This is a genomic window from Bacteroidota bacterium (assembly GCA_025059945.1).
Classification (GTDB): Bacteria; Bacteroidota; Rhodothermia; order JANXDC01; family JANXDC01; genus JANXDC01.
In genome coordinates this window covers 83,304-103,948 of the sequence record JANXDC010000015.1, presented here as the reverse complement: position 1 = coordinate 103,948, position 20,645 = coordinate 83,304, and the positions used below count along the sequence as shown (strand labels likewise).

Below are 20,645 nucleotides of genomic sequence, written 5' to 3'. Positions count from 1 at the left end.
AACCGTTTAGGCTGGGTTGTGGGCTATCGCGCGAATTGCGCCTATGAGCACGCTCGGAGAGGCGGCGGAGACCGGAAGCGCCTGCCCCTGCTTGAGACAAGTTCCATATGCCGCGCCAAGGTGCAGATCGTTGCCCACGGCCAGCACACCTTTTAGGAGCCGATCGGATGAGGCGACGAGGCGAAAGGGCGCTAAGGGATAGCGGACGCGCCCGTGTTCTACCCAGTACGCCTCTACGACCTCAAACCAGATTTTCGCCGAATCGGGCAGCACACCTCCCGGACCCAGGCGCAGAACCCATAACCCCTCCTCAAGCCCCTCTAGAAGGGAGTCTGCGCTGTATGGCCCGGGGGCGAGCACGGTGTTCGTCATGCGGGGCAGGGGCGGGTGCCGAAAATTCATCCGCCGTCCGTTTCCGGTCGGGCTTCGGCGCAGCCGGGCCGCCCAAAGCCGATCGGTGAGCAAGCCCACCAGTTCGCCCTCGGCGACTAGCAGGGTTTGCTGTTGCGGGGTGCCTTCATCGTCAAAAGCCGCCGATCCCCGCCCTCCCGGAAGGGTGCCCCAGTCCCAGAGCGTAACGGCGCTCGAGGCGATGCGGGCTCCTGGTCGAGGTCGTCCGTCTTGGGCCGACCATACGTCCGCCTCCACGCGATGCCCCAGTGCTTCATGCCAGAACATGCCGGTCCAGCCCGGGCCCAGCAGCACCGGATACGAACCTGACCGCAGGGTCTGGGCCTCTCGCTGTCGTTCAAGGTCTTGGTAAAGGCATCTAAGCGCTTCTTCCGGCAGCGCGATCCAGGAGGCCTCCGGGCCTCCTATGCCCCCATTCAGGTAAAGGGCCCGCATGAGGCCCCGAGGACCCCGCTGGGCGACTTCTACGCGAGCCGTCCAGCTGCGGCTGTATTCCTCGATGAGACGGCCTTCCGTGTGGACAATGCATTTGTGACGTTCGTTTAGGATGAGGGTCGCCTCCAGGTGCGCTATTTGGGGCAGGGCGTCGTATACCAGCGCCCGCAGGCTAGCGAGGGCCTCTTGAATCAGGTCCTCTGACGGTTCTTCGGATGTGGCCGGTTTGACCGTGATAATACGCAAATCCGACTGCAGGGGTGCGGATCCGGGCAGGCGATGGGCTTCGACGGCGGCGCGTAGTTCTCTCAGAGCCGTGCCCTCAAGCGCACAAAAGCGGACCTCAAGCGGGGAGGTCCAGGCTCGGAGGGCCGCTCCTTGGTAGCCGTCTTGTTTGATCTGACAAGACCCATCCGGTAGCAGGCAAAACCAGCGCTCAAGGGTTTTTTCCAGGAAAAGATCCGCAAAGTATCCCCCCCCTCGAAGGCGATGCGCCATCTGTAGCAGCGCTTCTGCATCCCAGGGGAGGTTCATGGTTGAGAAGGACGCTGATCAAGCAAGATCAGGTGTCCAAGCCGGTCGCGTTTGGCCTCTAGGTAGCGACGGTTATGGCGATTCGGAGGGACCTCGATGGGCACCCGTTCGACGATCTCCAGCCCGTAGCCTTCGATTCCGATTCGCTTGATGGGGTTGTTGGTGATCAGGCGCATCTTGCGCACCCCGAGGGCGCAGAGGATTTGGCATCCGATGCCGTAGTCGCGGTTGTCCGCCCGGAAACCCAAGACCTCATTGGCCTCGACCGTATCGAGGCCCTCTTCCTGCAGCTTATAGGCGCGAAGCTTGTTTAATAGCCCGATCCCGCGCCCCTCCTGCTTCATGTACAAGAAGACGCCCTTTCCGGAGCTGGCGATCATCTGGAGGGCGGCTTCGAGTTGGTCTCCGCAGTCGCAGCGCAAGGAGTGGAAGATGTCCCCCGTTACGCACTGCGAGTGCACGCGCACGAGCACCGGCTCTTCGGGGCTCCAGCTGCCCTTGGTCAAGGCCAGGTGCTCTTCGCCCGTGATGATGTCTCGAAACGCGCTGAGCCGGAAATCCCCGAACCGGGTGGGTAGCTGCACGGAGATCACCTCTTCAACCAGGGACTCCGTGCGCATCCGATAGGCGATGAGGTCCTTGATCGTAATGAGCTTAAGCCCAAACCGTTGCGCCACCCGGTATAGGTCGGGCACGCGGGCCATGGAGCCGTCTTCGTTCATGATCTCCACAAGCACGCCGGCCGGGTAAAGCCCCGCCAGTCGGGCCAGATCCACGGCGGCCTCCGTATGTCCGGCCCTTCGAAGCACACCCCCTTCGGCGGCCCGGAGCGGGAAGACGTGACCGGGCCGGGCGAAGTGCTCGGGAACCTCTTGGGGATCGGCTAGGGCGCGCACCGTGCGCGCCCGATCGGCGGCCGAAATGCCCGTCGTGGTGCCGATCGTGTAGTCGACCGATACTGTGAAGGGCGTGCCATGTAGAGCCGTGTTGTCCCGCACCATAGGCTCCAGCCTGAGCTCCTCGGCCCGCTGCCGGGTGATGGCCACGCAGATAAGCCCCCGGCCGTACGTGGCCATGAAGTTGATCATCTCCGGGGTGCAGAGGGCCGCTGCCCCGATGAAATCCCCCTCGTTTTCCCGATCTTCGTCATCGACCACGATCACAAGCTTGCCCTGGCGCAGGTCGTCGAGGGCTTCCGGGATGGTGTGAAAACGAATCGGCTCCATACCTTAAGGGCGGCCCTATTCCTTTTTGGCCAACACGGCCGCGATGGCGTTTTTGTCAAACCGGATCTTGGTCTCTTCGTCCACTTCCAGCAAGACCGTATCGCCGTCGACGCTTACGACTCGGCCGTGAATGCCCCCGATCGTGACGACCTTGTCCCCCTTCTGCAGAGCCTCCAGCATTTTCTGTTTCTCCCGCTGGCGTTTCTGCTGGGGCCGAATGATGAAGAAATAGAAGACCACAAAGATCAGGATCAGCGGCAAAAACGTGGCCAAAGGGTTGGGCGCTTGCCCCTCCGGAGGGGGGGCCATGAGCAGCACTTGCAGGAGCGAAACCATGAGCTTCCTCGTTCGTTTTTAGGGTACCTTGCGCAAATCTACGGCCAAATTGGGTCGCCGTGCCAGTTTGAACTGGCCGCCGCTTGCGTATAATCCCACGCCGTGCCTACTTGCTGGGGTCATGGCCGATGAGCTGACCATAGCGCCCTTCGAGGCGCATTTGCCCCCGGACCATCGGGCGGGCTATGTGGCCTTGCTCGGTCGGCCCAACACGGGCAAGTCCACCCTATTAAACACATTATTGGGCCAAAAGCTCTCCATCGTTTCGGCCAAACCTCAGACGACGCGTCATCGGATCTTGGGCATTCTAAACGAGGAAAACGCCCAAGTTGTCTTCTTCGACACGCCGGGCGTTATCGCACCCCAGTATTTACTGCACCGGGCTATGATGCGAGCCGTAGAGGAGGCCGTGCGCGAGGCCGACGCGGTATTGTTTCTGGTAGACGCCACGCGCCCGGATCCCCAGGATCCGAGCTTGGAGTACCTACGGGGCCTCTCCAAGCCCGTGCTATTGGCCGTAAACAAGCTCGACGCGGTCTCCGAGGACCAGAGCCGCCGCGTTCTGGCCCAATATGCGGACCGGTTTGGCTTTGCCGACCTTATTCCGATCTCGGCGCTAACCGGCTACAACGTGCCGTCCCTTAAGGAGCGGATCCTCCAGGCTATTCCATTCGGGCCGCCTTTTTATCCGAAGGAACTCCTGAGTGCTCATCCGGAGCGTTTTTTTGTGGCGGAATTGATTCGGGAGAAGATCTTCGAGCTTTTCGAGGAGGAGATCCCCTACTCCGCTCAGGTCAACATCGTCGCCTTCAAGGAGCGGCCCGAAGGCAAGGATTTCATCGACGCCGAGATCGTACTCGAACGCCCTTCGCAGAGGGCTATTCTGTTGGGGCGAGACGGAAGCAGGATCAAGGCTTTGGGCATACGGGCCCGAGCCGATATCGAGGCCTTCTTGGGGCGTCCGGTTTACCTGCAGCTGCACGTAAAGGTGCGGCCCAATTGGCGGCGCAAGGCCGCGTACTTGCGCAGTTACGGCTATAAGCTATAGCGAGCATGGAGCCCATTCGGACCGGAATCCTGACCGTAAGCGATCGGGCCTTTCGCGGCATTTACGCGGACCGAAGCGGGCCGAGCCTGCGCGAGGCCTTGGACGAGCGCTTCATGGTCGTCGCCTATGAAGTCGTGCCCGATGAGCGGGAGCAGATCGAGGCCGCGCTTCGGCGCTTTAGCGACACGCTGAGCGCAGAGCTTGTGCTCACCACGGGGGGCACCGGTCCGGGACCGCGAGACGTCACCCCAGAGGCCACGCAGGCCGTCTGTGACCGGTTGGTGCCGGGCCTGGGGGAGTGGATGCGCGCCGAGGGCCGACGCCATACGCCGTTGGCGATCTTGAGCCGCGCCATAGCTGGCATTCGCAACCGCACGCTTATCGTCAACTTGCCCGGAAGCCCGAAGGCCATATCGGAGCTGCTGCCTGATCTGCGGGAGCTGCTTTCGCATGCCGTAACGCTATTGCGAGGAGGTGGGCATGAGCTTTGAAGAGCTGCTGTTTTGGGCCTTGGTGCTGTACTGGGTCTGGGTTTTTCTGTTTCGCGGCCGTCAGCGGGCGCCCCAAGAGGCCCCGGCGCCGCAGGCCCCGCGGAGACGTCATGCCGAGGCCGTGGAAGAGGCGCTTCAGGAGATCCGGCGCGCGCTGGCTGAGCTCACCCTCGAAGCGGAGCCCGCTCCCTCGTTGCCCGCCCCTACTGCCGAGCGCGTTGAGGAGCGTTTTCGGTGGACAGAGGGGGCGATCCAAGAGGCGTCTTTTGAGAGGGGTCGCTTTTTCGATTCAGAGCCCCCTCCTGAGAAAAAGGCTCGGCCATCTGTCGCACCCCCCCTCCGCTTGCCTCCGAGCCCGCAACTTCCGCCCTTGCGGGGGGAGACCCTCCGGTGGGCCCTCTGGTACCGCGAGGTGTTGGGGCCGCCGCGCGCTCTGCGCCCCTGGCGCCCCCACTGGGACCCTTGGGAACCTAGGCCATAGGCGGTGGCGTTAGCTTGACACACAAAACGGGCTTGCCTAGCTTGCAGATAACGAAAGTGTACCAGCAGGAGGCGCATCCATGAACACAAGCCCAGAGGTTCGCTCCGATACGTTGGCCCCAGTAGTGCTTTCGGCCCGCGCCGCGGAGGAGATCAAGCGCATCATAGAGGAAAAGCAGGTGCCCGCCGAGTATGGCCTGCGTGTAGGCGTGCAAGGCGGGGGATGTGCGGGGTTATCCTATGTGCTGGGCTTCGATACGCCGCGGGAGTTCGATGACATCTTCGAGCAAAACGGTATCCGTTTGATCGTCGACCGCCGCCACGCGCTGTACCTCATGGGCACGGTGCTGGACTATCACGATGGACTTAACGCGCGTGGGTTCGTCTTTCACAACCCCAATGCCAAAAGCGCCTGTGGCTGCGGAAGCTCCTTTACGACCTAATTACAGGAGCCCACTGGTAGGGGGCCTCTGCCGAACGGCAGGGGTTTTTTCTTTTTTGGTATGGTTTCTGCGCGGCTGCTTCATGCACAGCCTGTGGAGGCAATGATGAGGCGCTTGGGCAGTCAGCTTGCGCTCTTCGGTATCGGCTTGGGACTCAACGCATGCGCGCCCTCCGGCCCCCCTGTGCGGGAGGACCTGCTCGATGTGGCGTCGCGGCGCATTCCGGAGCCTCAGGTGGCGGCATACGAAATCTACGGGCAAAACTTGTCGCAAGAGCTCAGCGTAGGCATTCGTCTTTATGCCATCGGGCAGTACACGCCCGCCGAGATGCGCTTTCGTCAGGTGCTGGCCCGAAACCCGCGCGATTTTTCCGCGAATTACTGGCTGGCGCGGGTATTGTACACGCAGGAGCGGTATCAGGAGTCGCGCGTCTATTTTCAGTACGCGCTGCGGTATCTGGATCCAAGCACCCCGAACTACACCAAGCTGCAGACGGAGATCACCCAGTATTTGCGTCAGATTCTGGCCCGTTCGGGCCCTTGGTATCGCCGTTAAAGCCCGGCGCGTTCAAAAAGGTAATCGACGTATTGCAGGTAGGGGTCCAGGCTGAAGGCCTCTTCCAGATCCCGGTCGGTTAAGTACCGACGAACGCGTTCTTCCGATTCCAGCAGCTCGCGAAAAGAGCGTCCCTCCTCCCAGGCCCGCATGGCTAAGGGCTGCACAAAGCCCGAGTAGGCCTCCTCTCGCGTTAGCCCCTTTTCGATGAGCTTAAGCAGAACCCGTTGGGAGAAGCCGAGCCCCAAGCTGTGGGCGAAGTTGGCGCGCATGCGCTCCGGGTAGACCCGCAGCTCCTCCAGGATATGGCGCATGCGCGCCAGCATGTAATCCAAAAGGATCGTGGTGTCGGGCAGGATAACCCGCTCTACGGCGGAATGCGAGATGTCGCGTTCATGCCAGAGGGCTACGTTTTCGTAGGCGGCGATCATGTTACCGCGCAGCAGGCGCGCGCAGCCGCTTATGTTCTCGGCCCCCACGGGGTTGCGCTTATGCGGCATCGCCGAGGAGCCCGTTTGGCCCTCGTAGAAGGGCTCCTCTACCTCTCGAACCTCGGTGCGCTGCAGGTGCCGGATCTCTATGGCGATCTTTTCGAGAGAGGCCCCGATGAGGGCTAGCACAGCGACGTAGTGGGCGTGTCGGTCGCGCTGCACGATCTGCGTGGCCACGGGTTCCGGTTCGAGGCCGAGCTTGCGGCAGACGTACTCCTCCACGAAAGGCGGCAGGTGCGCAAACGTCCCCACGGCGCCGCTGAGCTTGCCCACGCGCACGGCCTCGGCTGCGGCCTCAAAGCGCTGCTGTTGGCGGCCCAGTTCCACATACCAGACCGCCAGTTTGAGCCCAAAGGTGGTAGGTTCCGCGTGCACCCCGTGCGTGCGGCCCATGATGGGCGTGTATTTGTAGCGTCGCGCCAGCTCCCCAATTGTCTGGCGAAGCTGAGCCAGCCCCTCCCGAAGCAGCCGGTTGGCCTGCAAAAGGCGATACGCCAGGGCGGTGTCCAGGACGTCGGAGGAGGTAAGACCATAATGCAGCCACCTGCGCTCCGGTCCCAGGCTTTCTGCGATCGCCCGCGTAAAAGCGACTACATCGTGCCGGGTAAGGCGCTCCAGCTCCTGAATGCGGCCTGGATCCAGGCGCACCCCGCCTCGGATGGCCTCTAGATCCTCTCGGGGTATGACGCCCAGTTCGGCCCAGGCCTCGCAGGCGGCTAGTTCTACCTCAAGCCAGGAGCGATATTGGTTCTCTTCGCTCCATATGGCCCCCATTTGGGGGCGCGTATAGCGGGCGATCATGAATTCGGGTGGAAATTTTTTAAGGAAAAGCCTGCCGTTTCTGCCCCAGTTACGCCTTCGGGGCAAAAGCGACACTCTTGTGGGCGGTGACGGATTCGAACCGCCGACCCCCTGCTTGTAAGGCAGGTGCTCTAGACCGACTGAGCTAACCGCCCAAACTAAGAAAGGGGGCGGCGGAAAGCCGCCCCCGCGGGAGCGGGCGACGGGAATCGAACCCGCGACCCTCAGCTTGGGAAGCTGATGCTCTACCAACTGAGCTACGCCCGCAACGGGTAAGCCAATATTAACGCGGCCGTTTGGGGCTTGTCAAGTTGCTTTTTGGGGGATTCTCCGTAACTTTGTCTGCTCTGTTTTCCTATGTAGCGCGTATCGCGCGGTCGCTTGAAGCGAAAGCAGGGATCGTGATCCATGAAGCGCACGTATCAGCCCAGCCGGATTCGGCGTCGGCGCACCCACGGGTTTCGGGCTCGCATGGCCACCAAGCAAGGGCGTGCGGTGTTGGCCCGTCGCCGCGCCAAAGGGCGATATCGGCTCACCGTCAGCGACGAGGTCTGGCATAAGTAAAGCGGTTCCCCATGGCCTCCGAGGGCCAGCCGCGGGCGCGTCTGTCCAAATCAGAACGGTTGCGCCGCCGCAAGCTTGTTGCAAGCGTCTTCTCCGAAGGCCAATCCTGGGCTTCGGGCCCGATTCGGGTGGTGGCTGCCTGCGTGGCGCGACAAGAAGCCCCTGTGCAAGTGGCTTTTGCCGTAACGCGTCGGGTGGGAACGGCCGTCCTTCGCAACCGCATCCGACGCCGTATGCGGGAGTGCTATCGCCTACACAAGGCCCCCCTGCTGGAGGCGTTTCAAAAGCGCCCTCATACGCTGGCGCTTGTGTTTATCTTCCGGGGAACGGGCAAGACGCGCTACGCTGAGCTTCGGGAGGCTATGCGGTCCCTGATCCAGGTGCTTGAGGAGCAATATGCTGCGTAGGGTGCTGTTGGCCGCTATTTGGCTGTATCGGCGCGTGCTCTCTCCGCACCTACCCCCCGCATGTCGGTTCTATCCGAGTTGTTCCGAATACGCCGCCGAGGCCATCAGGCGCTATGGGGCGCTTAAGGGCGCATATCTAGGGCTGCGGCGGCTGTTGCGATGCCACCCCTTTCATCCAGGCGGGTTTGACCCCGTGCCCTAAGCGTTCGGCCCAAAGCCGGAGGATGCGCTGTGGATCGAAGCACCGTCATCGGTCTTGTTCTCATCACCCTCATCATGATGGTGTGGCTCTACTACCTGACCCCTCCCCCACCGCCTCCGCGGCCCTCTCGGGTCGATCAGGATACGGTCGCGACCCAAGAGCCGGCAAGGACGGGCTCTCCGGCCGAAGTCCCCATGGAGGCGGACAGCCTGGATCTTTTTGGCGCTGCCCTGCGGGGTCAGGAGCGACGTCTGGTCGTGGAGACCGAGCTGTATACGGCTGAGCTTTCCAACCGAGGGGCGACGATTCGGCAGCTAACCTTGAAGCGCTACCGGAGTTGGGATGGGCGTCCGGTTCGTCTGATCGCCGACTCCGCGCGCGGCGCCCTAGAGCTGGGCTGGCTAACCAAGACGAACCGCAACGTCGAAACGCGCCGGCTAATTTTCTCGCTACTCGAGCCCAACGGGTCCGATACGCTGCGCCTGAGGGCCTCTGATACCTTGCGCCTACCCTTTGTACTTGCGCTCGACAGTCTGCGCCGGCTGCAGCTAGAGTACACCTTTACAGGAGCAAGCTACGAGATCGGACTCCGCCTCAAGGCCGAGGGGCTACAGGAGGTGATCGCCGGCCGGCAGCTGGACGTTATCTGGGATAGCGGCCTGCCCTTTGCCGAAAAAGATCGCAAGACCGAGGCCCTGGAGATGGGCGCCTTCGCCTACTCCGGCCGGGTGCTGGAGGCCGTTCGGCTGGACAAAGAGCCCACAGAGCGCAAAACGCTCAGCGGCAAAGTCGACTGGGTGGCCGTGCGCAACCACTACTTTACGGCCATCCTCATGCCCACCGAGCCCACGGAGGGGGCAGAGCTCGTGGGGCTGCGGCGCGGTTCTGGGCCGGAGGATTCCGCTTACGTCGAGCATTATCGGGCGCGTCTGATCGTACCTTTTGATCCGGAAGCCTCATCCTGGGAGAAGCATTTCCGGCTTTACTTGGGGCCCATGGAGTACTATCGGCTGGCCGCCTATAAGAAAGACCTGTATCGCATGGTGAACCTCGGTCCGGGTTGGCTGGACTGGATCGTGCGGCCCCTTACGCAATACGTCTTCATCCCCGTCTTTACGTTTCTGGGGCGGTTTATTCCGAACTACGGGCTTGTGATCGTTTTGTTCTCCTTGCTCGTCAAGCTCGTCCTGCATCCCCTTACGGCTCGCAGCTATGAGTCCATGGCCAAAATGCGCGCTCTGCAGCCCGAACTGGAGGCGATCCGGGCCAAATATCCCGACAACCCGCAGAAGCAGCAGGAGGCGATGCTTAAGCTCTATCGCGAGCTGCGGATCAACCCGCTAGGGGGGTGCCTGCCTATGCTCTTGCAGTTGCCGATTCTGATCGCGCTCTGGCGCTTCTTTCCGAGCGTGATCGAAATCCGGCAGAAGGGGTTTCTGTGGTGTAAAGATCTTTCCGCCCCCGACTCGATCCTGGACCTGCCCTTTACGATCCCCCTTTATGGGGATCACGTGAGCGGCTTTACCTTGCTTATGGCGCTTACGATGATTTTGCAGACCCGCATGTCAAGCCCGGGATCGAGCCAAGCTCAGATGGCCTTCTTGAACTACCTGTTTCCGATCCTGCTCTTTTTGTTCTTCAACAACGTGGCCGCCGGGCTTTCGCTTTACTATCTGGTCTTCAACCTGCTTACGATCCTGCAGCTCAAATTCTTTGTGCGCACCGAGATCGATCACGCCACGCTCATGGCCGAGCTGCAGGGCAAAAAATCCCGACAGGCTCGAGCTCCCAAGCCCAAAAGGCCGATCCGCCGCTAGGCCGCCTGCGCGCCCACGGGGACATGCTGGATCTCGATCCGGAGCGCGCCGGGCACAAGCAGGCTAAAGCGCTCGGCGAAGACCAGCGCCTCCTCTAAAGCGACGAACTCCGCTAGCAGCCAGCGCCCTCCGTTTTGCAATTGAAGGTAGACCCGGTACATGGTCTTTGGTTGCTCTTTGCCACAAGGGGCTTATCAAAGCCCGTGCCGGACGATAAAACACCTGAGCAGAACGGCTCCTGGGGAAAGGCCAAGGACGAAACAGGAAAGGAACCTTACCTTTCTTCTATGGCGGCCAGGGCGTAGGCCACGACCCCTTCCCCTTGTCCGACAAAGCCCAGGCCCTCGTTTGTGGTCGCTTTGATTGAGACCTCGTGCAGGGCAAGGCGGAGGGCGCGGGCGATGTTGTGCCGCATCTGCAGCAGATACGGGGCGATCTTGGGGGCCTGCAGCACGAGCATCGCGTCTATGTTGACGATCCGGTAGCCTTGGGCGCGAACCGCGTCTCCGACCTCTTCCAGCAGCTCCAGGCTGTTGGCGTTTGCGTATCGGGGATCGGTGTCGGGGAAACGCTGCCCGATGTCTCCTAGGGCGGCCGCCCCCAGCAAGGCATCGCAAATCGCGTGCAGCAGCACGTCGGCGTCGGAGTGGCCGAGCAGGCCCTTCTCGTAGGGGATCTCCACGCCACCCAGCACCAGCCGGCGATCCGGCACCAGCCGGTGCACGTCGTAGCCAAACCCGATGCGTAGGGGGCGTGTCATGGCCTGTGTCCCGAGACCGGATTGCTTTGCTGCTGCAACCACCATTCGGCCCAGGCCCAATCCTCTGGCGTGGTGAGCTTGCGGTTTTCCGGAGCTCCGGGCACGACGCGCACCGGGGTTCCCAGGGCCTCTACGAGGCTGGCCTCGTCGGTGGCCTCCAGCCCGCAGGCCCGGGCGCGCTCGTATGCCTGCATGAGCAGATCACGCCGGAAGGCCTGCGGGGTTTGCGCGGCGCGCAGGGCCGCGCGGTCTAGCGTCTGTTGGACCCATCCATTGGGGTCAACACGCTTCAGGGTATCCACTACGGGCACGGCCGGAATAGCTGCCCCGTATGCGCGCATGGCCTCTATTATGGCGTCTAGAAGGCCCTTGGGCACAAACGGTCGCACGGCGTCATGCACGAGCACCCACTCGATCTCCTCGGGCACGGCGCGCAGGGCCTGCCAGACGGATTCTTGACGGGTGCGCCCGCCGGGCAGAAGCTTTTTCACCTTACGCAGATCATGCCGGTACACCCAGAGCGCCACCTCATCCATAAAGGCGCGGGGCAAGCTTACGTAAATCGCCGTCACCGCGGGGTGATGTTCAAAGATGCGCAACGTGTGCACCAGAAGGGGTAGCTCACCCAGCAAACGGAACTGCTTGGGGCGTTCGCCGCCCATCCGGGATCCGGATCCGGCTGCGGGGATGAGGGCCGCTACCGCCATGTTTTAAATGATCAGCATTGCATCGCCGTAGCTGAAGAGCCGGTACTCCTGTTCAATGGCCGTCCGATAGGCCCGCATGATCAGGTCATAGCCCCCGAAAGCACATACGAGCATAAGCAAGGTGGATTCGGGCATGTGGAAGTTGGTGATGAGCCGCTGGGTGATCTTGAAGTCGTACGGGGGGTAGATGAACTTGTCCGTCCAGGCGCTGCCCGCTTTCAAGCGGTTGTCCGCTGTGATGCTGGATTCCACGGCGCGTACCGAGGAGGTGCCGCAGACGAAGACGTAATTGCCTCGTCGCTCTAGCGCGCTGTTGACGATGCGGGCCGCCTCTGGGGAGATCGAGAAGAATTCCGAGTCCATGCGGTGCTTGGTCAGGTCCTCCACCTCTACGGGCCGAAAGGTGCCCAGGCCGATGTGCAAGGTGACGTAGGCGATCTCCACCCCTTTGTCGCGCAACTGTTGCAGGAGCGTTTCGGTGAAGTGCAGTCCGGCTGTGGGGGCTGCCACGGAGCCCCTATTGCGAGCATACACGGTTTGGTACCATTCTTTGTCCCGGGTCTCGGCTTTGCGCTTGATGTAGGGCGGAATGGGCGTGGTGCCAATCCGGTCGATGACCTCATAGAGCTCCTCGTTGGTGCCGTCGAAAATGAAGCGAATAGTCCGTCCCCGAGAGGTGGTGTTGTCGATGACCTCCGCCACCAGGCCCTCATCGAAGTAGAGCTTATTGCCGATGCGTATTTTGCGGGCTGGGTCTACGATTACATCCCATAGGCGGTTTTCCGCCTGCAGTTCGCGTAGAAGCAGCACCTCGATTTTGGCGTTGGTTTTTTCCTTGCGGGCAAACAAACGGGCTGGGAACACCCGCGTGTCGTTCAGCACCAGCACGTCGCCGGGCTGGAAGTATTCCACGATGTCTCGAAAGATGCGATGTTCGATCTCCCCCGTATCCCGGTGCACGACCATGAGCCGGGCGCTGTCCCGAGGTTCGGCCGGATACTTAGCTACGAGCTTAGCGGGGTAGGAGTACCGGAAGTCGGAAAGTTTGTACGTAACCCCTTCCACAAAGCGGTTCATGCCTGCTCCTGTTCTGGAGACCAGAAGTGCGGCGGGCTATTGAGAGGAAGCCGTCGGCGGGGCGTTGCTATGACCCTGTGTGCGCGCACGCTGAAGCCACAGGCGCCAAGGACATCAAGATAAATATACGCTTAAAGTAAGCCCCCGCCAAGAGCTCCCCGAGGCCTGGGGGCGGGCTAGAGGATAGGGTAATCCCCATAGATGCGCAGGGTTTCTCCGGAGATCGCTCCGGCCTCTTCTTGGGCCAAAAACAGGCAAAGCCGCGCTACAGCCTCTGCCGAAACACCCGGCCCTTCCTGGTCGGCCTCCCGAATCAGGCTCGGGGCGATGGCGTTGGCCGTGATCCCGGAGCCCCAATATTCCAGCGCCACGGACTCCACAAGGCGGATTAGGCCCGCCTTGGAGGCCGAGTAGGCCGCCTGCCCGGAGCGCCCCCGCTCTAGACCCTGCATAGAGGCGATGGCGATCAGGCGCCCGTAGCGGCGCGGCTGCATCCAGCGCAGCGCCTCTCGAAAACACAGGAAGGCGCTGTTCAGGTTGAGCCGCATGAGGTCCTCCCAGGCCTCTAGAGACGTCTCCAGCAGGGGACTTCCGGCCCAGGTGCCCACCGTGTGGATGAGCACATCCAAACGGCCCCATCGGGCATGCACGGCCTCAAAGGCGGCTTGTACCTCGGCTTCCTGAGTCAGGTCCGCCGTCAGCCCCCACCAGGACGCATCCGGTTGCCCGCTCACCTCCAGAGCGTGCAGGGATTCGGCGCGGCGGCTGATCACGACCAGTCCCCCCGGTTCGCTTTGGGAAAACAGCCGCACCAGGGCCCGTCCCAGCCGGCCGGCCCCCGTGATCACCACCACACGATCTCGAAGCATTGCGGCCTCCTACGACGGTTGCGCTGAGCGAAATCGGGATGAGAATTTACGGCTCCCCGGAAGCTATTCAAAGGCCATGCTTGATCTAGATCCCGAAACGAGAAGGGCGCTTTGGGCGCAGCTGGCCGAGGTGGCGGAGGCCTACTGGGCGCAGGTTTTGCGCCTGCCCGTTAGCCCCCGCTGGGATCCCGAAGGGCTACGGCAGGAGCTAGAATCGCACCGCTTTGAGCAGCCCCTTTCGCCCGAGGCGGTGCTCCGTTGGGGGGTGGAACAGCTAAGAGAGCATCAGGTGCACACGCCCCATCCGCGCTACTTTGGCCTGTTCAATCCCGCTCCGACGCCCATGGGGGTGGCGGCCGAGTTTCTGGTGGCCCTCTTCAACCCCCAACTGGCGGCCTGGACCCACAGCCCGTTCGCCGTGGAGCTGGAAAGGCGTCTAGTGCGATGGTTTGGCGCTCAGTTCGGCTGGCCCGAGGCGGAAAGCGACGGCGTTTTCACCTCGGGCGGAGCGGAGGCCAACCATACCGCTCTGCTTTTGGCGCTCTGCGCGCGTTTCTCCGAGGTGGGGCGGGTGGGTTTGCGCGCGCTTCGGGCCCAGCCCGTGCTCTACGTCTCCGAAGAGGCGCATCATTCCCTGCTCAAGGCCGCCCAGGTGAGCGGGTTAGGCCGGGAGGCCGTCCGGGTGGTGCCCGTAACGGAAACGCTCCAGTTTGATTTGGAGGCGCTGGCCCGGCAAATCGCCCAAGATCGGCGCCAGGGCCTTGAGCCCTTTTTGCTCGTGGGCACGGCCGGCACAACGGCCGCCGGGGTGATCGACCCGCTGGAGGCGCTTGCGGATCTGGCGCAGGCCGAGGGGCTCTGGTATCACGTCGACGCCGCTTGGGCCGGAGCCGTGGCGCTCGTGGCGGAATACCGTCCCTGGCTGAAGGGGGTGGAGCGGGCCGATTCCATCACCTTTGACCCGCATAAGTGGCTTTCCGTCCCCATGGGAGCCGGCCTCTGTCTGAGCCGGCATCCTGAGATGCTGGAGCGCGCCTTTCGCGTTCCGGAGACCTACATGCCTCGTGAGGCCGCCTCTTGGGGGGTTCCGGATCCCTTTGCGCGTTCGCTTCAGTGGTCGCGCCGCTTTGTGGGGCTCAAGGTCTGGTTTTCGCTCATGAGCTTAGGCCGTCAGGGCTATGAGACGGCCATCCGACACATGGTCGCGATGGGCCACAGGCTGCGTCAGGGGCTTTGCGATCGAGGCTGGGCGCTGCAAAACGCCACCCCCCTGCCGCTGGCTTGCGTAGTTGACCCCGCCTTTGCCGAAGATGCCGCCCATCATGAGGCGATCGTGCGCGAGCTCATCGGCTCCGGTCGGGCTTGGGTTTCCACGGCCCGGCTGCGCGGCCACCACACCGTTATCCGGGCCTGCATCACCAACTACCGCACCGGCCCAGAGGACGTGGACGCCCTGCTTGAGGCCCTGGATGCGGCCCGCCATCGGGTTCGCTTGGGTCGTTAGCGGGCTCCGTTTTCTGGAAGCTCGTGGGCTAGGGTGAAGAATGCTCCCCGCTCCGTCTGGTGCAACCGCAGCACGCCTGCGCGCATCAACGTGACCAGAATCCGGGAGGCGCGGCGAAGGGAGATGTTCACCATGCGGCTGAATTGGCGCACCGTGATGCGCTCGTAATGATTGAGGTAGCGGAAGAGCTGTTCCTCGTGAGGGCCATATTGAAGCCGAAGGGGTCGCTCTTTGCGTTCTTCTCGCAGCAGATGCACCAGTTCCACGCCGGCCTCTAGGCTCTTGTCCTGAACCCGGACGAACGCCGTGCGGCCCTCCGGGCCGATCCGGAAATGGGGCTTCCGGGAGCTCTCCGGCACGTAGATGACGAGCACCTCGCGGCCGGCGTAAGCGATGAGTTCGAGCGCGTAATCGATCGGAGGATCGCAATGATGGCGCGCGGCCTGTTCGATTTCAAACTCCGCCTCTTCGGGGCTGCGCACTCCGATCACGGTTCGGTTGTCATCGATTCCGATCAAAATATGCCCGCCTTGTGAATTGGCAAACGCCACCAAGGTTTTAGCCAGCTTGTCGGCCGTCGGTACTTTGCGCTTGAATTCTACGCGGAAGCCCTCGCCCAAGGCGATGAGCTGCCGGAGGGCCTCGGGGCTCATATGTGGGGGCTCCTTTGGCGGCTAAGCACAGTACTCGAACGTCAAAGCCTCTTTTAAGAGCCGGGATAGGCGGAGACCGAAAGCCCGCCGAGCCAGTGCTCCTCTTTAGCTGAGCGAGTCATCAGCTCCAAGACAGCCTGTTGCGGTGTCTTCCCGGCGAACAGGACCTCATAGACGGCCGTGCTGATGGGCATCTCCACCTGGTGGTGTTGGGCCAGGGCGTGCACGGCGCGCGTGGTGCGCACGCCCTCGGCGACCATGGGCATCTCGGCGAGGACCGCCTCCAGGGGGCGGCCCCGACCGATCTGTTCCCCTACGTAGCGGTTGCGGCTGTGTCGGCTCATGCAGGTGACGACCAGGTCCCCAATCCCAGCCAAACCGGCGAAGGTAAGCGGCGAAGCCCCCATAGCTATCCCCAGTCGGGCCATCTCAGCAAGACCGCGCGTGATGAGAGCGGCTTTTGTGTTGTCGCCCAGTTCGAGCCCGTCGCAGATGCCGGCCGCGATGGCGAGCACGTTCTTGACCGCCCCCGCGATCTCGACGCCCACTAGATCCGTGTTCGTATAGACCCGAAACATGGGGGTCATGAAGCGTTCCTGCACCGTCTGGGCTGTTTCGATCTCCCGGGAGGCCGCGACTACGGTGGTGGGCAAATGACGCGCCACCTCCTCAGCATGACTGGGGCCGTGCAGTACGCACAGTTGGGTCTCGGGCAGTTGAGGCAAGGTTTCGGCTAAGATCTGCGTGACGGTTTTCAGGGTGCTCGCCTCGATCCCCTTGGTGACGCTCACCAGGATCATGCCGGCCGTGACGTACGGCCGCATGCGTTCAGCCAGCTGCCGGACGGCGTGCGAAGGGGTGGCCACCACGACCATATCCGCTTCGCGTAGCGCCCCCTCCAGGTCGGCTGTTACGCGCACTTCCTGGGGTAGTCGCACCCCCGGCAAATAGGTGGGGTTGGTGCGGGTTTGCTCTAACAGTTGGGCCTGTTCGGCGCGTCTGGCCCACAACACCACGCGGCGGCGTTGTTCGGCTAATAACACGGCCAGAGCCGTGCCCCAACTGCCCGCGCCCAAGATCGCCGTGCGCCCAGTCATGTCAACCTACCGAAGACGCCATGAGGGTAACCGAATCCGGTTTTCCGTTCCGTTGAGCAGACGTCGGATGTTGGCACGATGCGCATATAAGATCACCCCCGCCAGCAGTACGCCGAAAGGCAGCAGGGCGTTGTCAAGAGGCACATGAAATATGTATTTCCGAATAGCCAGCACAATCGGAAACGCCAGCGCCGCTGCGATTGAGCCCAAGGAGGCATACCGAGATAGGAGCGCAACCAGCACAAAGATCCCGGCGCAGATGAGCGTAGTCCAAGTCGTGATGGCCAGTAACGCCCCGGCTGAGGTGCTGACGCCCTTTCCGCCCCGGAACCTGCTCCATATCGGATACATGTGCCCGAGCACGGCCGCCAGGCCGGCTAGGATTCTCTCCACCTGCCAATTGGCTAACCCAGCCGGCAAGCTGTCTATACGCAACGTGGCGATAAGGCCTGTGGCCACCAAGCCTTTGCCCATGTCCAGTAGCCCCACCAGCACCCCGGCCCGCCATCCCAGCACCCGCCAGGTATTCGTCATGCCGGGGTTGCCGCTACCGTGCTCTCGGATATCTATCCCACGGCGACGGCTGATGAGCACACCTGTGGGGATGGCCCCTACCAGGTAGCTTAATATCAAGATGAGCGCCAGCGATACCATAGTGCGCCTGTGTGCTTGGTCTGAGGCGGCACCTGAGGGGGTGTTAACCTTTTCGGAAATACGGCTCTGGGTTGATCGCGTTGCCGCGGCGGTGCAATTCGAAGCGCAGCACGTGGGTGGTGCTAGCCCGTTCCCCTTCGCCTACGTAGCCGATAATCGCCCCGAGCTCTACGCGCTGACCGCGTTCGACCAAGACCCGGCTCAGATGGGCGTATACGGTCTCGTAGCCTCGCCCGTGCTCGATGATCACGTACAAGCCTCGGCTTAGGTTCCGGTTGATCTCCCGTACCCGACCCTCCGCGGCGGCATATACAGGGGTGCGCGTTTGCACCACAAAGCTCACGCCGAGGTTCATTTGGGTTTTGCGCAACAAGGGGTGGAAATGCAGCCCAAAGCCGCGCCAAACGGGCGCGTTGACCGGACGCTGTAGTGCCAGCTCCTCCGAAGGGTTCGCATAGGTGCCTTGAGCGATCCAGCCCGAAATCAAGCAGCCCATACACAGGAAACACCATCGAAGAGCCATGGCTTCGGTCTCCCTGGGTGCTAGAAGCGGCTTGTGAGCGTGCGCCCGATTTTTACAAAAAATCCCTGTTTTCCGCAAGCCTAACCCCGAGATGGCCCGGCTTTCAGTCCGCCGAACCTCGCCGCGGCCCCGGCACGCCAGGCTTGCGTTCGGATACGGGGCGCGGTAGTTTTTTGACCTCAAGGGCACAATTTCCATGGAGCTGGTCTCTGTCTCGGAGGCGCACGCGCTTATCTTATCCCGGCTTGCGCCTTTGCCTATGGAGAGGCGACCCCTTGAGGAGGCTCTGGGATTGGGGCTGGCCTCACCCATCCGGGCCCGGGATCCGGTGCCGCCTTTCGACACCTCGGCCATGGATGGCTATGCGCTGCGCGCAGCGGACACGAACCAGGCGCCCGTTCGCTTGCGTCTTGTCGGGCTGGTGCGGGCCGGCACAGTATGGCCCGAGGTATTGCGGCCCGGACAGGCCGTGCAGATCCTAACGGGAGCGCCCCTTCCTCCAGGAGCCGACGCAGTTGCGGAGCAAGAGATCGCTACCGTAGAGCCAGATGGATGGGTGCGCATCCGAGAGCCCATCTCCCCGGGCCGGAACATCCGCAAAGCCGGCGAGGATATGCCCGAAGGGGCCACGGTTTTGGAGGAGGGCCTCGTGCTGGAGCCGGCCGCCATAGCGGCCGCTGCTGCAGCCGGTTGGGCCGAGCTTCCCGTGCGCCGACGGGCCCGTGTGGCGATTCTGATAACAGGAGATGAGCTGGTCGATCCAGGCTCAGCGCTCCCTCCGGGTAAGATCCGGAACAGCAACCGCTATCTCCTTGAGGCCCTCTGCCGACGAGAAGGGGCCGAGGTAACCTATCGGGCCACCGTGCGGGATGACCCGGACGCCCTCCAGGGGGCTTTCGAGGAGGCACATGCCGCAGCGGACCTGGTGCTGAGCACAGGGGGCGTCTCGGTGGGGGTTTTCGATTACGTGCAGGCCGTGCTCGAGAAGCTGGGCTTTGAGCGCGTCTTCTGGCGTGTGCGCCAGCGCCCCGGTAAGCCCTTGCTGTTCGGCCTTCTACGGGGGAAGCCGTTTTTCGGGTTGCCGGGAAATCCGGTCTCGGCCGGGGTCTGCTTTGATCAGTACGTGCGGCCCGCGTTGCGCTACATCATGGGCCTTAGGCCCACGCATCGCGCTCGGCTGCGCGGGATGCTGGAGGAGCCCTTTGCGGCCAAGCGGCCGGGGCTGTATACGTTTGTGCGCGCCCGATGGCGCTTGCGCCCCGATGGCCGCATCGGCGTGCGCCCCACCGGGCCGCAGGGTTCGCACCTGGTCAGTTCGCTTGTCGCAGCCACCTGTTTGCTGCATCTGCCGGAAGCTTGGGGCCCTGTGCCCGCGGAAACGGAGGTGGAACTGGAGTTGTGGGCCACAGAGCCGGAGCCTTTCGTCGCTTCTGCCGGGATGCCGTATCATGCGCAGACATCCTCCGCTCGCTAAAGGCCGTGGGGCGGCCTACAATCCTCCGAACCGGTTTGAGCCGCTGCACGTGGAGCTCCCTTCAGAGGAACTGGCCCCGTACTTCGAGCCCCCTGAGTTCGCCCGTCAAGTATCGGTGCAGGTGTACCGGGACCGCTCTCAGGAGGTGCTTTCCGAAAACCGCAGCCCAGACGTGGGATTTCGCTATAGCTTGAATCCTTATCGGGGCTGCGAGCACGGCTGCATCTATTGCTACGCCCGACCCACACATGAGTATTGGGGTTTTTCCTCGGGGCTGGATTTCGAGACCCGGATCGTGGTCAAGCTCGATGCCCCAGAGCTGCTGGCTCGCGCGTTTCGAAGCGCCTCCTGGAGGCCGCAGCCTGTGGTGCTGGCGCCCAACACGGACGCCTATCAGCCCCTGGAACGCCGACTGGGCCTCACCCGGCGCTGTCTGGAGGTTTTTCTGGCTTTCCGCAACCCCGTGGCGATTATCACGAAAAACGCCCTCATCCTGCGGGACGTGGATCTGCTGCAGGAGCTGGCTCGTCTGGAGCTCGTAACCGTTACGATCTCCCTGACCACGCTGGACCCCGAGCTGCGTCGCCACTTGGAGCCCCGCACCTCGACAGCGGCCCGGCGCCTGGAGGCGATCGCGCGTCTCCGCGAGCGCGGCGTACCGGTGGGCGTCAACATCGCCCCCGTGATCCCGGGGCTGACGGATCACGAAATCCCCCGATTGCTCCAAGAGGCCGCCCAACACGGCGCTCAATGGGCTGGCTATGGGCTCCTGCGTTTGCCTTATGCGGTAAAGGAACTTTTCGAAGACTGGTTGGCCCGCACCTATCCGGATCGCTCCGATCGGGTGTTGGGGCGTATTCGCGCGGTCCGAGAGGGCAAGCTAAACACCTCCGCCTTCGGCTACCGCATGGTGGGTTCAGGCCCCTACGCCACATTCATCGGGCGTCTGTTTGTGGTCTTTGCTCGTCGTTATGGCCTGGATCGCCCCCCGCCCCAGCTGTGTACGACGCGCTTTCGACGCGTGCCCGAGCAAGAAGACCTATTTGAGGTCTTAAAAGGATCGGATTCACCCCGGTGGGCTTAAGG

The 20,645-nt window shown here is 62.7% G+C and carries 25 protein-coding genes and 2 tRNA genes; 12 read left to right on the top strand and 15 right to left on the bottom strand.

Features of this window, described 5'->3' with window-relative positions:
* Window positions 1-6: 6 nt before the first annotated feature.
* The 3 genes from NZ993_08460 to yajC are packed head-to-tail and all read right to left on the bottom strand — an operon-like array spanning window position 7 to window position 2,942.
* On the bottom strand, window positions 7-1,380 hold the full coding sequence (locus tag NZ993_08460) for a TldD/PmbA family protein (GenBank protein ID MCS7155819.1): 1,374 nt from the start codon (window positions 1,378-1,380) through the stop codon (window positions 7-9).
* Window positions 1,377-2,606 (bottom strand): bifunctional 3,4-dihydroxy-2-butanone-4-phosphate synthase/GTP cyclohydrolase II, encoded by a 1,230-nt coding sequence (locus NZ993_08455; GenBank protein ID MCS7155818.1) that lies wholly within the window; start codon window positions 2,604-2,606, stop codon window positions 1,377-1,379. Before NZ993_08455 ends, NZ993_08460 begins: the two co-directional genes overlap by 4 nt.
* Window positions 2,607-2,621: 15 nt before the next feature.
* Complete coding sequence (yajC, locus tag NZ993_08450) at window positions 2,622-2,942, bottom strand: preprotein translocase subunit YajC (protein MCS7155817.1); 321 nt, start codon at window positions 2,940-2,942, stop codon at window positions 2,622-2,624.
* Window positions 2,943-3,063: 121 nt separating this feature from the next.
* On the opposite strand from yajC, the gene era reads away from it, so the two are divergent.
* From era to NZ993_08425, 5 genes are all read left to right on the top strand, one after another.
* Window positions 3,064-3,990 carry a GTPase Era gene (gene era / locus NZ993_08445; GenBank protein ID MCS7155816.1) on the top strand — a complete coding sequence of 309 codons (927 nt, stop codon included), beginning with the start codon at window positions 3,064-3,066 and terminating at the stop codon, window positions 3,988-3,990.
* A 5-nt stretch (window positions 3,991-3,995) separates the two neighbouring features.
* The gene (gene mog / locus NZ993_08440) at window positions 3,996-4,481 is read left to right on the top strand and encodes a molybdopterin adenylyltransferase (GenBank protein MCS7155815.1); all 486 of its coding nucleotides are present in this window, start codon (window positions 3,996-3,998) and stop codon (window positions 4,479-4,481) included.
* Complete coding sequence (locus NZ993_08435; protein MCS7155814.1) at window positions 4,471-4,962, top strand: hypothetical protein; 492 nt, start codon at window positions 4,471-4,473, stop codon at window positions 4,960-4,962. The genes mog and NZ993_08435 overlap by 11 nt, the downstream gene beginning before the upstream one ends.
* Before the next feature lie 79 nt (window positions 4,963-5,041).
* Window positions 5,042-5,404: an iron-sulfur cluster assembly accessory protein gene (locus NZ993_08430; GenBank protein MCS7155813.1), complete on the top strand. Its 363-nt coding sequence runs from the start codon at window positions 5,042-5,044 to the stop codon at window positions 5,402-5,404.
* A 102-nt stretch (window positions 5,405-5,506) separates the two neighbouring features.
* Window positions 5,507-5,959 carry a tetratricopeptide repeat protein gene (locus NZ993_08425; protein MCS7155812.1) on the top strand — a complete coding sequence of 151 codons (453 nt, stop codon included), beginning with the start codon at window positions 5,507-5,509 and terminating at the stop codon, window positions 5,957-5,959.
* Here NZ993_08425 and purB read toward each other — a convergent pair.
* From purB to NZ993_08410, 3 genes are all read right to left on the bottom strand, one after another.
* Complete coding sequence (purB, locus tag NZ993_08420) at window positions 5,956-7,251, bottom strand: adenylosuccinate lyase (GenBank protein ID MCS7155811.1); 1,296 nt, start codon at window positions 7,249-7,251, stop codon at window positions 5,956-5,958. The genes NZ993_08425 and purB overlap by 4 nt on opposite strands.
* An 80-nt stretch (window positions 7,252-7,331) precedes the next feature.
* Window positions 7,332-7,406 (bottom strand) — tRNA-Val (locus NZ993_08415).
* 39 nt (window positions 7,407-7,445) lie between these two features.
* A tRNA-Gly gene (locus NZ993_08410) sits at window positions 7,446-7,518 on the bottom strand.
* 141 nt (window positions 7,519-7,659) lie between these two features.
* Here NZ993_08410 and rpmH point away from each other — a divergent pair.
* The 4 genes from rpmH to yidC are packed head-to-tail and all read left to right on the top strand — an operon-like array spanning window position 7,660 to window position 10,241.
* A complete protein-coding gene (rpmH, locus tag NZ993_08405) occupies window positions 7,660-7,815 on the top strand; it encodes a 50S ribosomal protein L34 (protein MCS7155810.1) in 156 nt (51 codons plus the stop codon).
* 11 nt (window positions 7,816-7,826) lie between these two features.
* Window positions 7,827-8,222, top strand: a complete 396-nt coding sequence (rnpA, locus tag NZ993_08400; GenBank protein MCS7155809.1) for a ribonuclease P protein component — start codon at window positions 7,827-7,829, stop codon at window positions 8,220-8,222.
* A complete protein-coding gene (yidD, locus tag NZ993_08395) occupies window positions 8,212-8,424 on the top strand; it encodes a membrane protein insertion efficiency factor YidD (protein MCS7155808.1) in 213 nt (70 codons plus the stop codon). Before rnpA ends, yidD begins: the two co-directional genes overlap by 11 nt.
* Before the next feature lie 29 nt (window positions 8,425-8,453).
* A complete protein-coding gene (gene yidC, locus NZ993_08390; GenBank protein ID MCS7155807.1) occupies window positions 8,454-10,241 on the top strand; it encodes a membrane protein insertase YidC in 1,788 nt (595 codons plus the stop codon).
* Here the strand turns inward: yidC and NZ993_08385 are convergent.
* The 5 genes from NZ993_08385 to NZ993_08365 all read right to left on the bottom strand — a co-directional run bounded on the left by NZ993_08385 (window position 10,238) and on the right by NZ993_08365 (window position 13,654).
* Complete coding sequence (locus NZ993_08385) at window positions 10,238-10,402, bottom strand: hypothetical protein (protein ID MCS7155806.1); 165 nt, start codon at window positions 10,400-10,402, stop codon at window positions 10,238-10,240. The two genes, yidC and NZ993_08385, sit on opposite strands and share 4 nt — an antisense overlap.
* Before the next feature lie 113 nt (window positions 10,403-10,515).
* A complete protein-coding gene (ispF, locus tag NZ993_08380) occupies window positions 10,516-11,001 on the bottom strand; it encodes a 2-C-methyl-D-erythritol 2,4-cyclodiphosphate synthase (GenBank protein MCS7155805.1) in 486 nt (161 codons plus the stop codon).
* Window positions 10,998-11,708, bottom strand: a complete 711-nt coding sequence (gene ispD / locus NZ993_08375; GenBank protein MCS7155804.1) for a 2-C-methyl-D-erythritol 4-phosphate cytidylyltransferase — start codon at window positions 11,706-11,708, stop codon at window positions 10,998-11,000. Before ispD ends, ispF begins: the two co-directional genes overlap by 4 nt.
* 3 nt (window positions 11,709-11,711) lie before the next feature.
* On the bottom strand, window positions 11,712-12,785 hold the full coding sequence (gene queA / locus NZ993_08370; GenBank protein ID MCS7155803.1) for a tRNA preQ1(34) S-adenosylmethionine ribosyltransferase-isomerase QueA: 1,074 nt from the start codon (window positions 12,783-12,785) through the stop codon (window positions 11,712-11,714).
* Window positions 12,786-12,961: 176 nt separating this feature from the next.
* Window positions 12,962-13,654 (bottom strand): SDR family oxidoreductase, encoded by a 693-nt coding sequence (locus NZ993_08365; GenBank protein MCS7155802.1) that lies wholly within the window; start codon window positions 13,652-13,654, stop codon window positions 12,962-12,964.
* 76 nt (window positions 13,655-13,730) lie between these two features.
* On the opposite strand from NZ993_08365, the gene NZ993_08360 reads away from it, so the two are divergent.
* A complete protein-coding gene (locus NZ993_08360; protein MCS7155801.1) occupies window positions 13,731-15,158 on the top strand; it encodes an aminotransferase class V-fold PLP-dependent enzyme in 1,428 nt (475 codons plus the stop codon).
* Here NZ993_08360 and NZ993_08355 read toward each other — a convergent pair.
* The 4 genes from NZ993_08355 to NZ993_08340 are packed head-to-tail and all read right to left on the bottom strand — an operon-like array spanning window position 15,155 to window position 18,085.
* Window positions 15,155-15,811, bottom strand: coding sequence for an ATP-binding protein (locus NZ993_08355; protein MCS7155800.1), 657 nt, complete (start codon window positions 15,809-15,811; stop codon window positions 15,155-15,157). The genes NZ993_08360 and NZ993_08355 overlap by 4 nt on opposite strands.
* Window positions 15,812-15,864: 53 nt before the next feature.
* Window positions 15,865-16,908: an NAD(P)H-dependent glycerol-3-phosphate dehydrogenase gene (locus NZ993_08350; GenBank protein MCS7155799.1), complete on the bottom strand. Its 1,044-nt coding sequence runs from the start codon at window positions 16,906-16,908 to the stop codon at window positions 15,865-15,867.
* A gap of 6 nt (window positions 16,909-16,914) precedes the next feature.
* A complete protein-coding gene (plsY, locus tag NZ993_08345; GenBank protein MCS7155798.1) occupies window positions 16,915-17,562 on the bottom strand; it encodes a glycerol-3-phosphate 1-O-acyltransferase PlsY in 648 nt (215 codons plus the stop codon).
* A 43-nt stretch (window positions 17,563-17,605) separates the two neighbouring features.
* Window positions 17,606-18,085, bottom strand: a complete 480-nt coding sequence (locus NZ993_08340; GenBank protein ID MCS7155797.1) for a M23 family metallopeptidase — start codon at window positions 18,083-18,085, stop codon at window positions 17,606-17,608.
* 196 nt (window positions 18,086-18,281) lie between these two features.
* Between NZ993_08340 and NZ993_08335 the strand changes: the two genes are divergently transcribed.
* Together NZ993_08335 and NZ993_08330 are read left to right on the top strand one after the other, a co-directional pair.
* The gene (locus NZ993_08335) at window positions 18,282-19,559 is read left to right on the top strand and encodes a molybdopterin molybdotransferase MoeA (GenBank protein ID MCS7155796.1); all 1,278 of its coding nucleotides are present in this window, start codon (window positions 18,282-18,284) and stop codon (window positions 19,557-19,559) included.
* Window positions 19,534-20,643 (top strand): PA0069 family radical SAM protein, encoded by a 1,110-nt coding sequence (locus NZ993_08330; protein ID MCS7155795.1) that lies wholly within the window; start codon window positions 19,534-19,536, stop codon window positions 20,641-20,643. Before NZ993_08335 ends, NZ993_08330 begins: the two co-directional genes overlap by 26 nt.
* The last annotated feature ends 2 nt before the right edge of the window (window positions 20,644-20,645 follow it).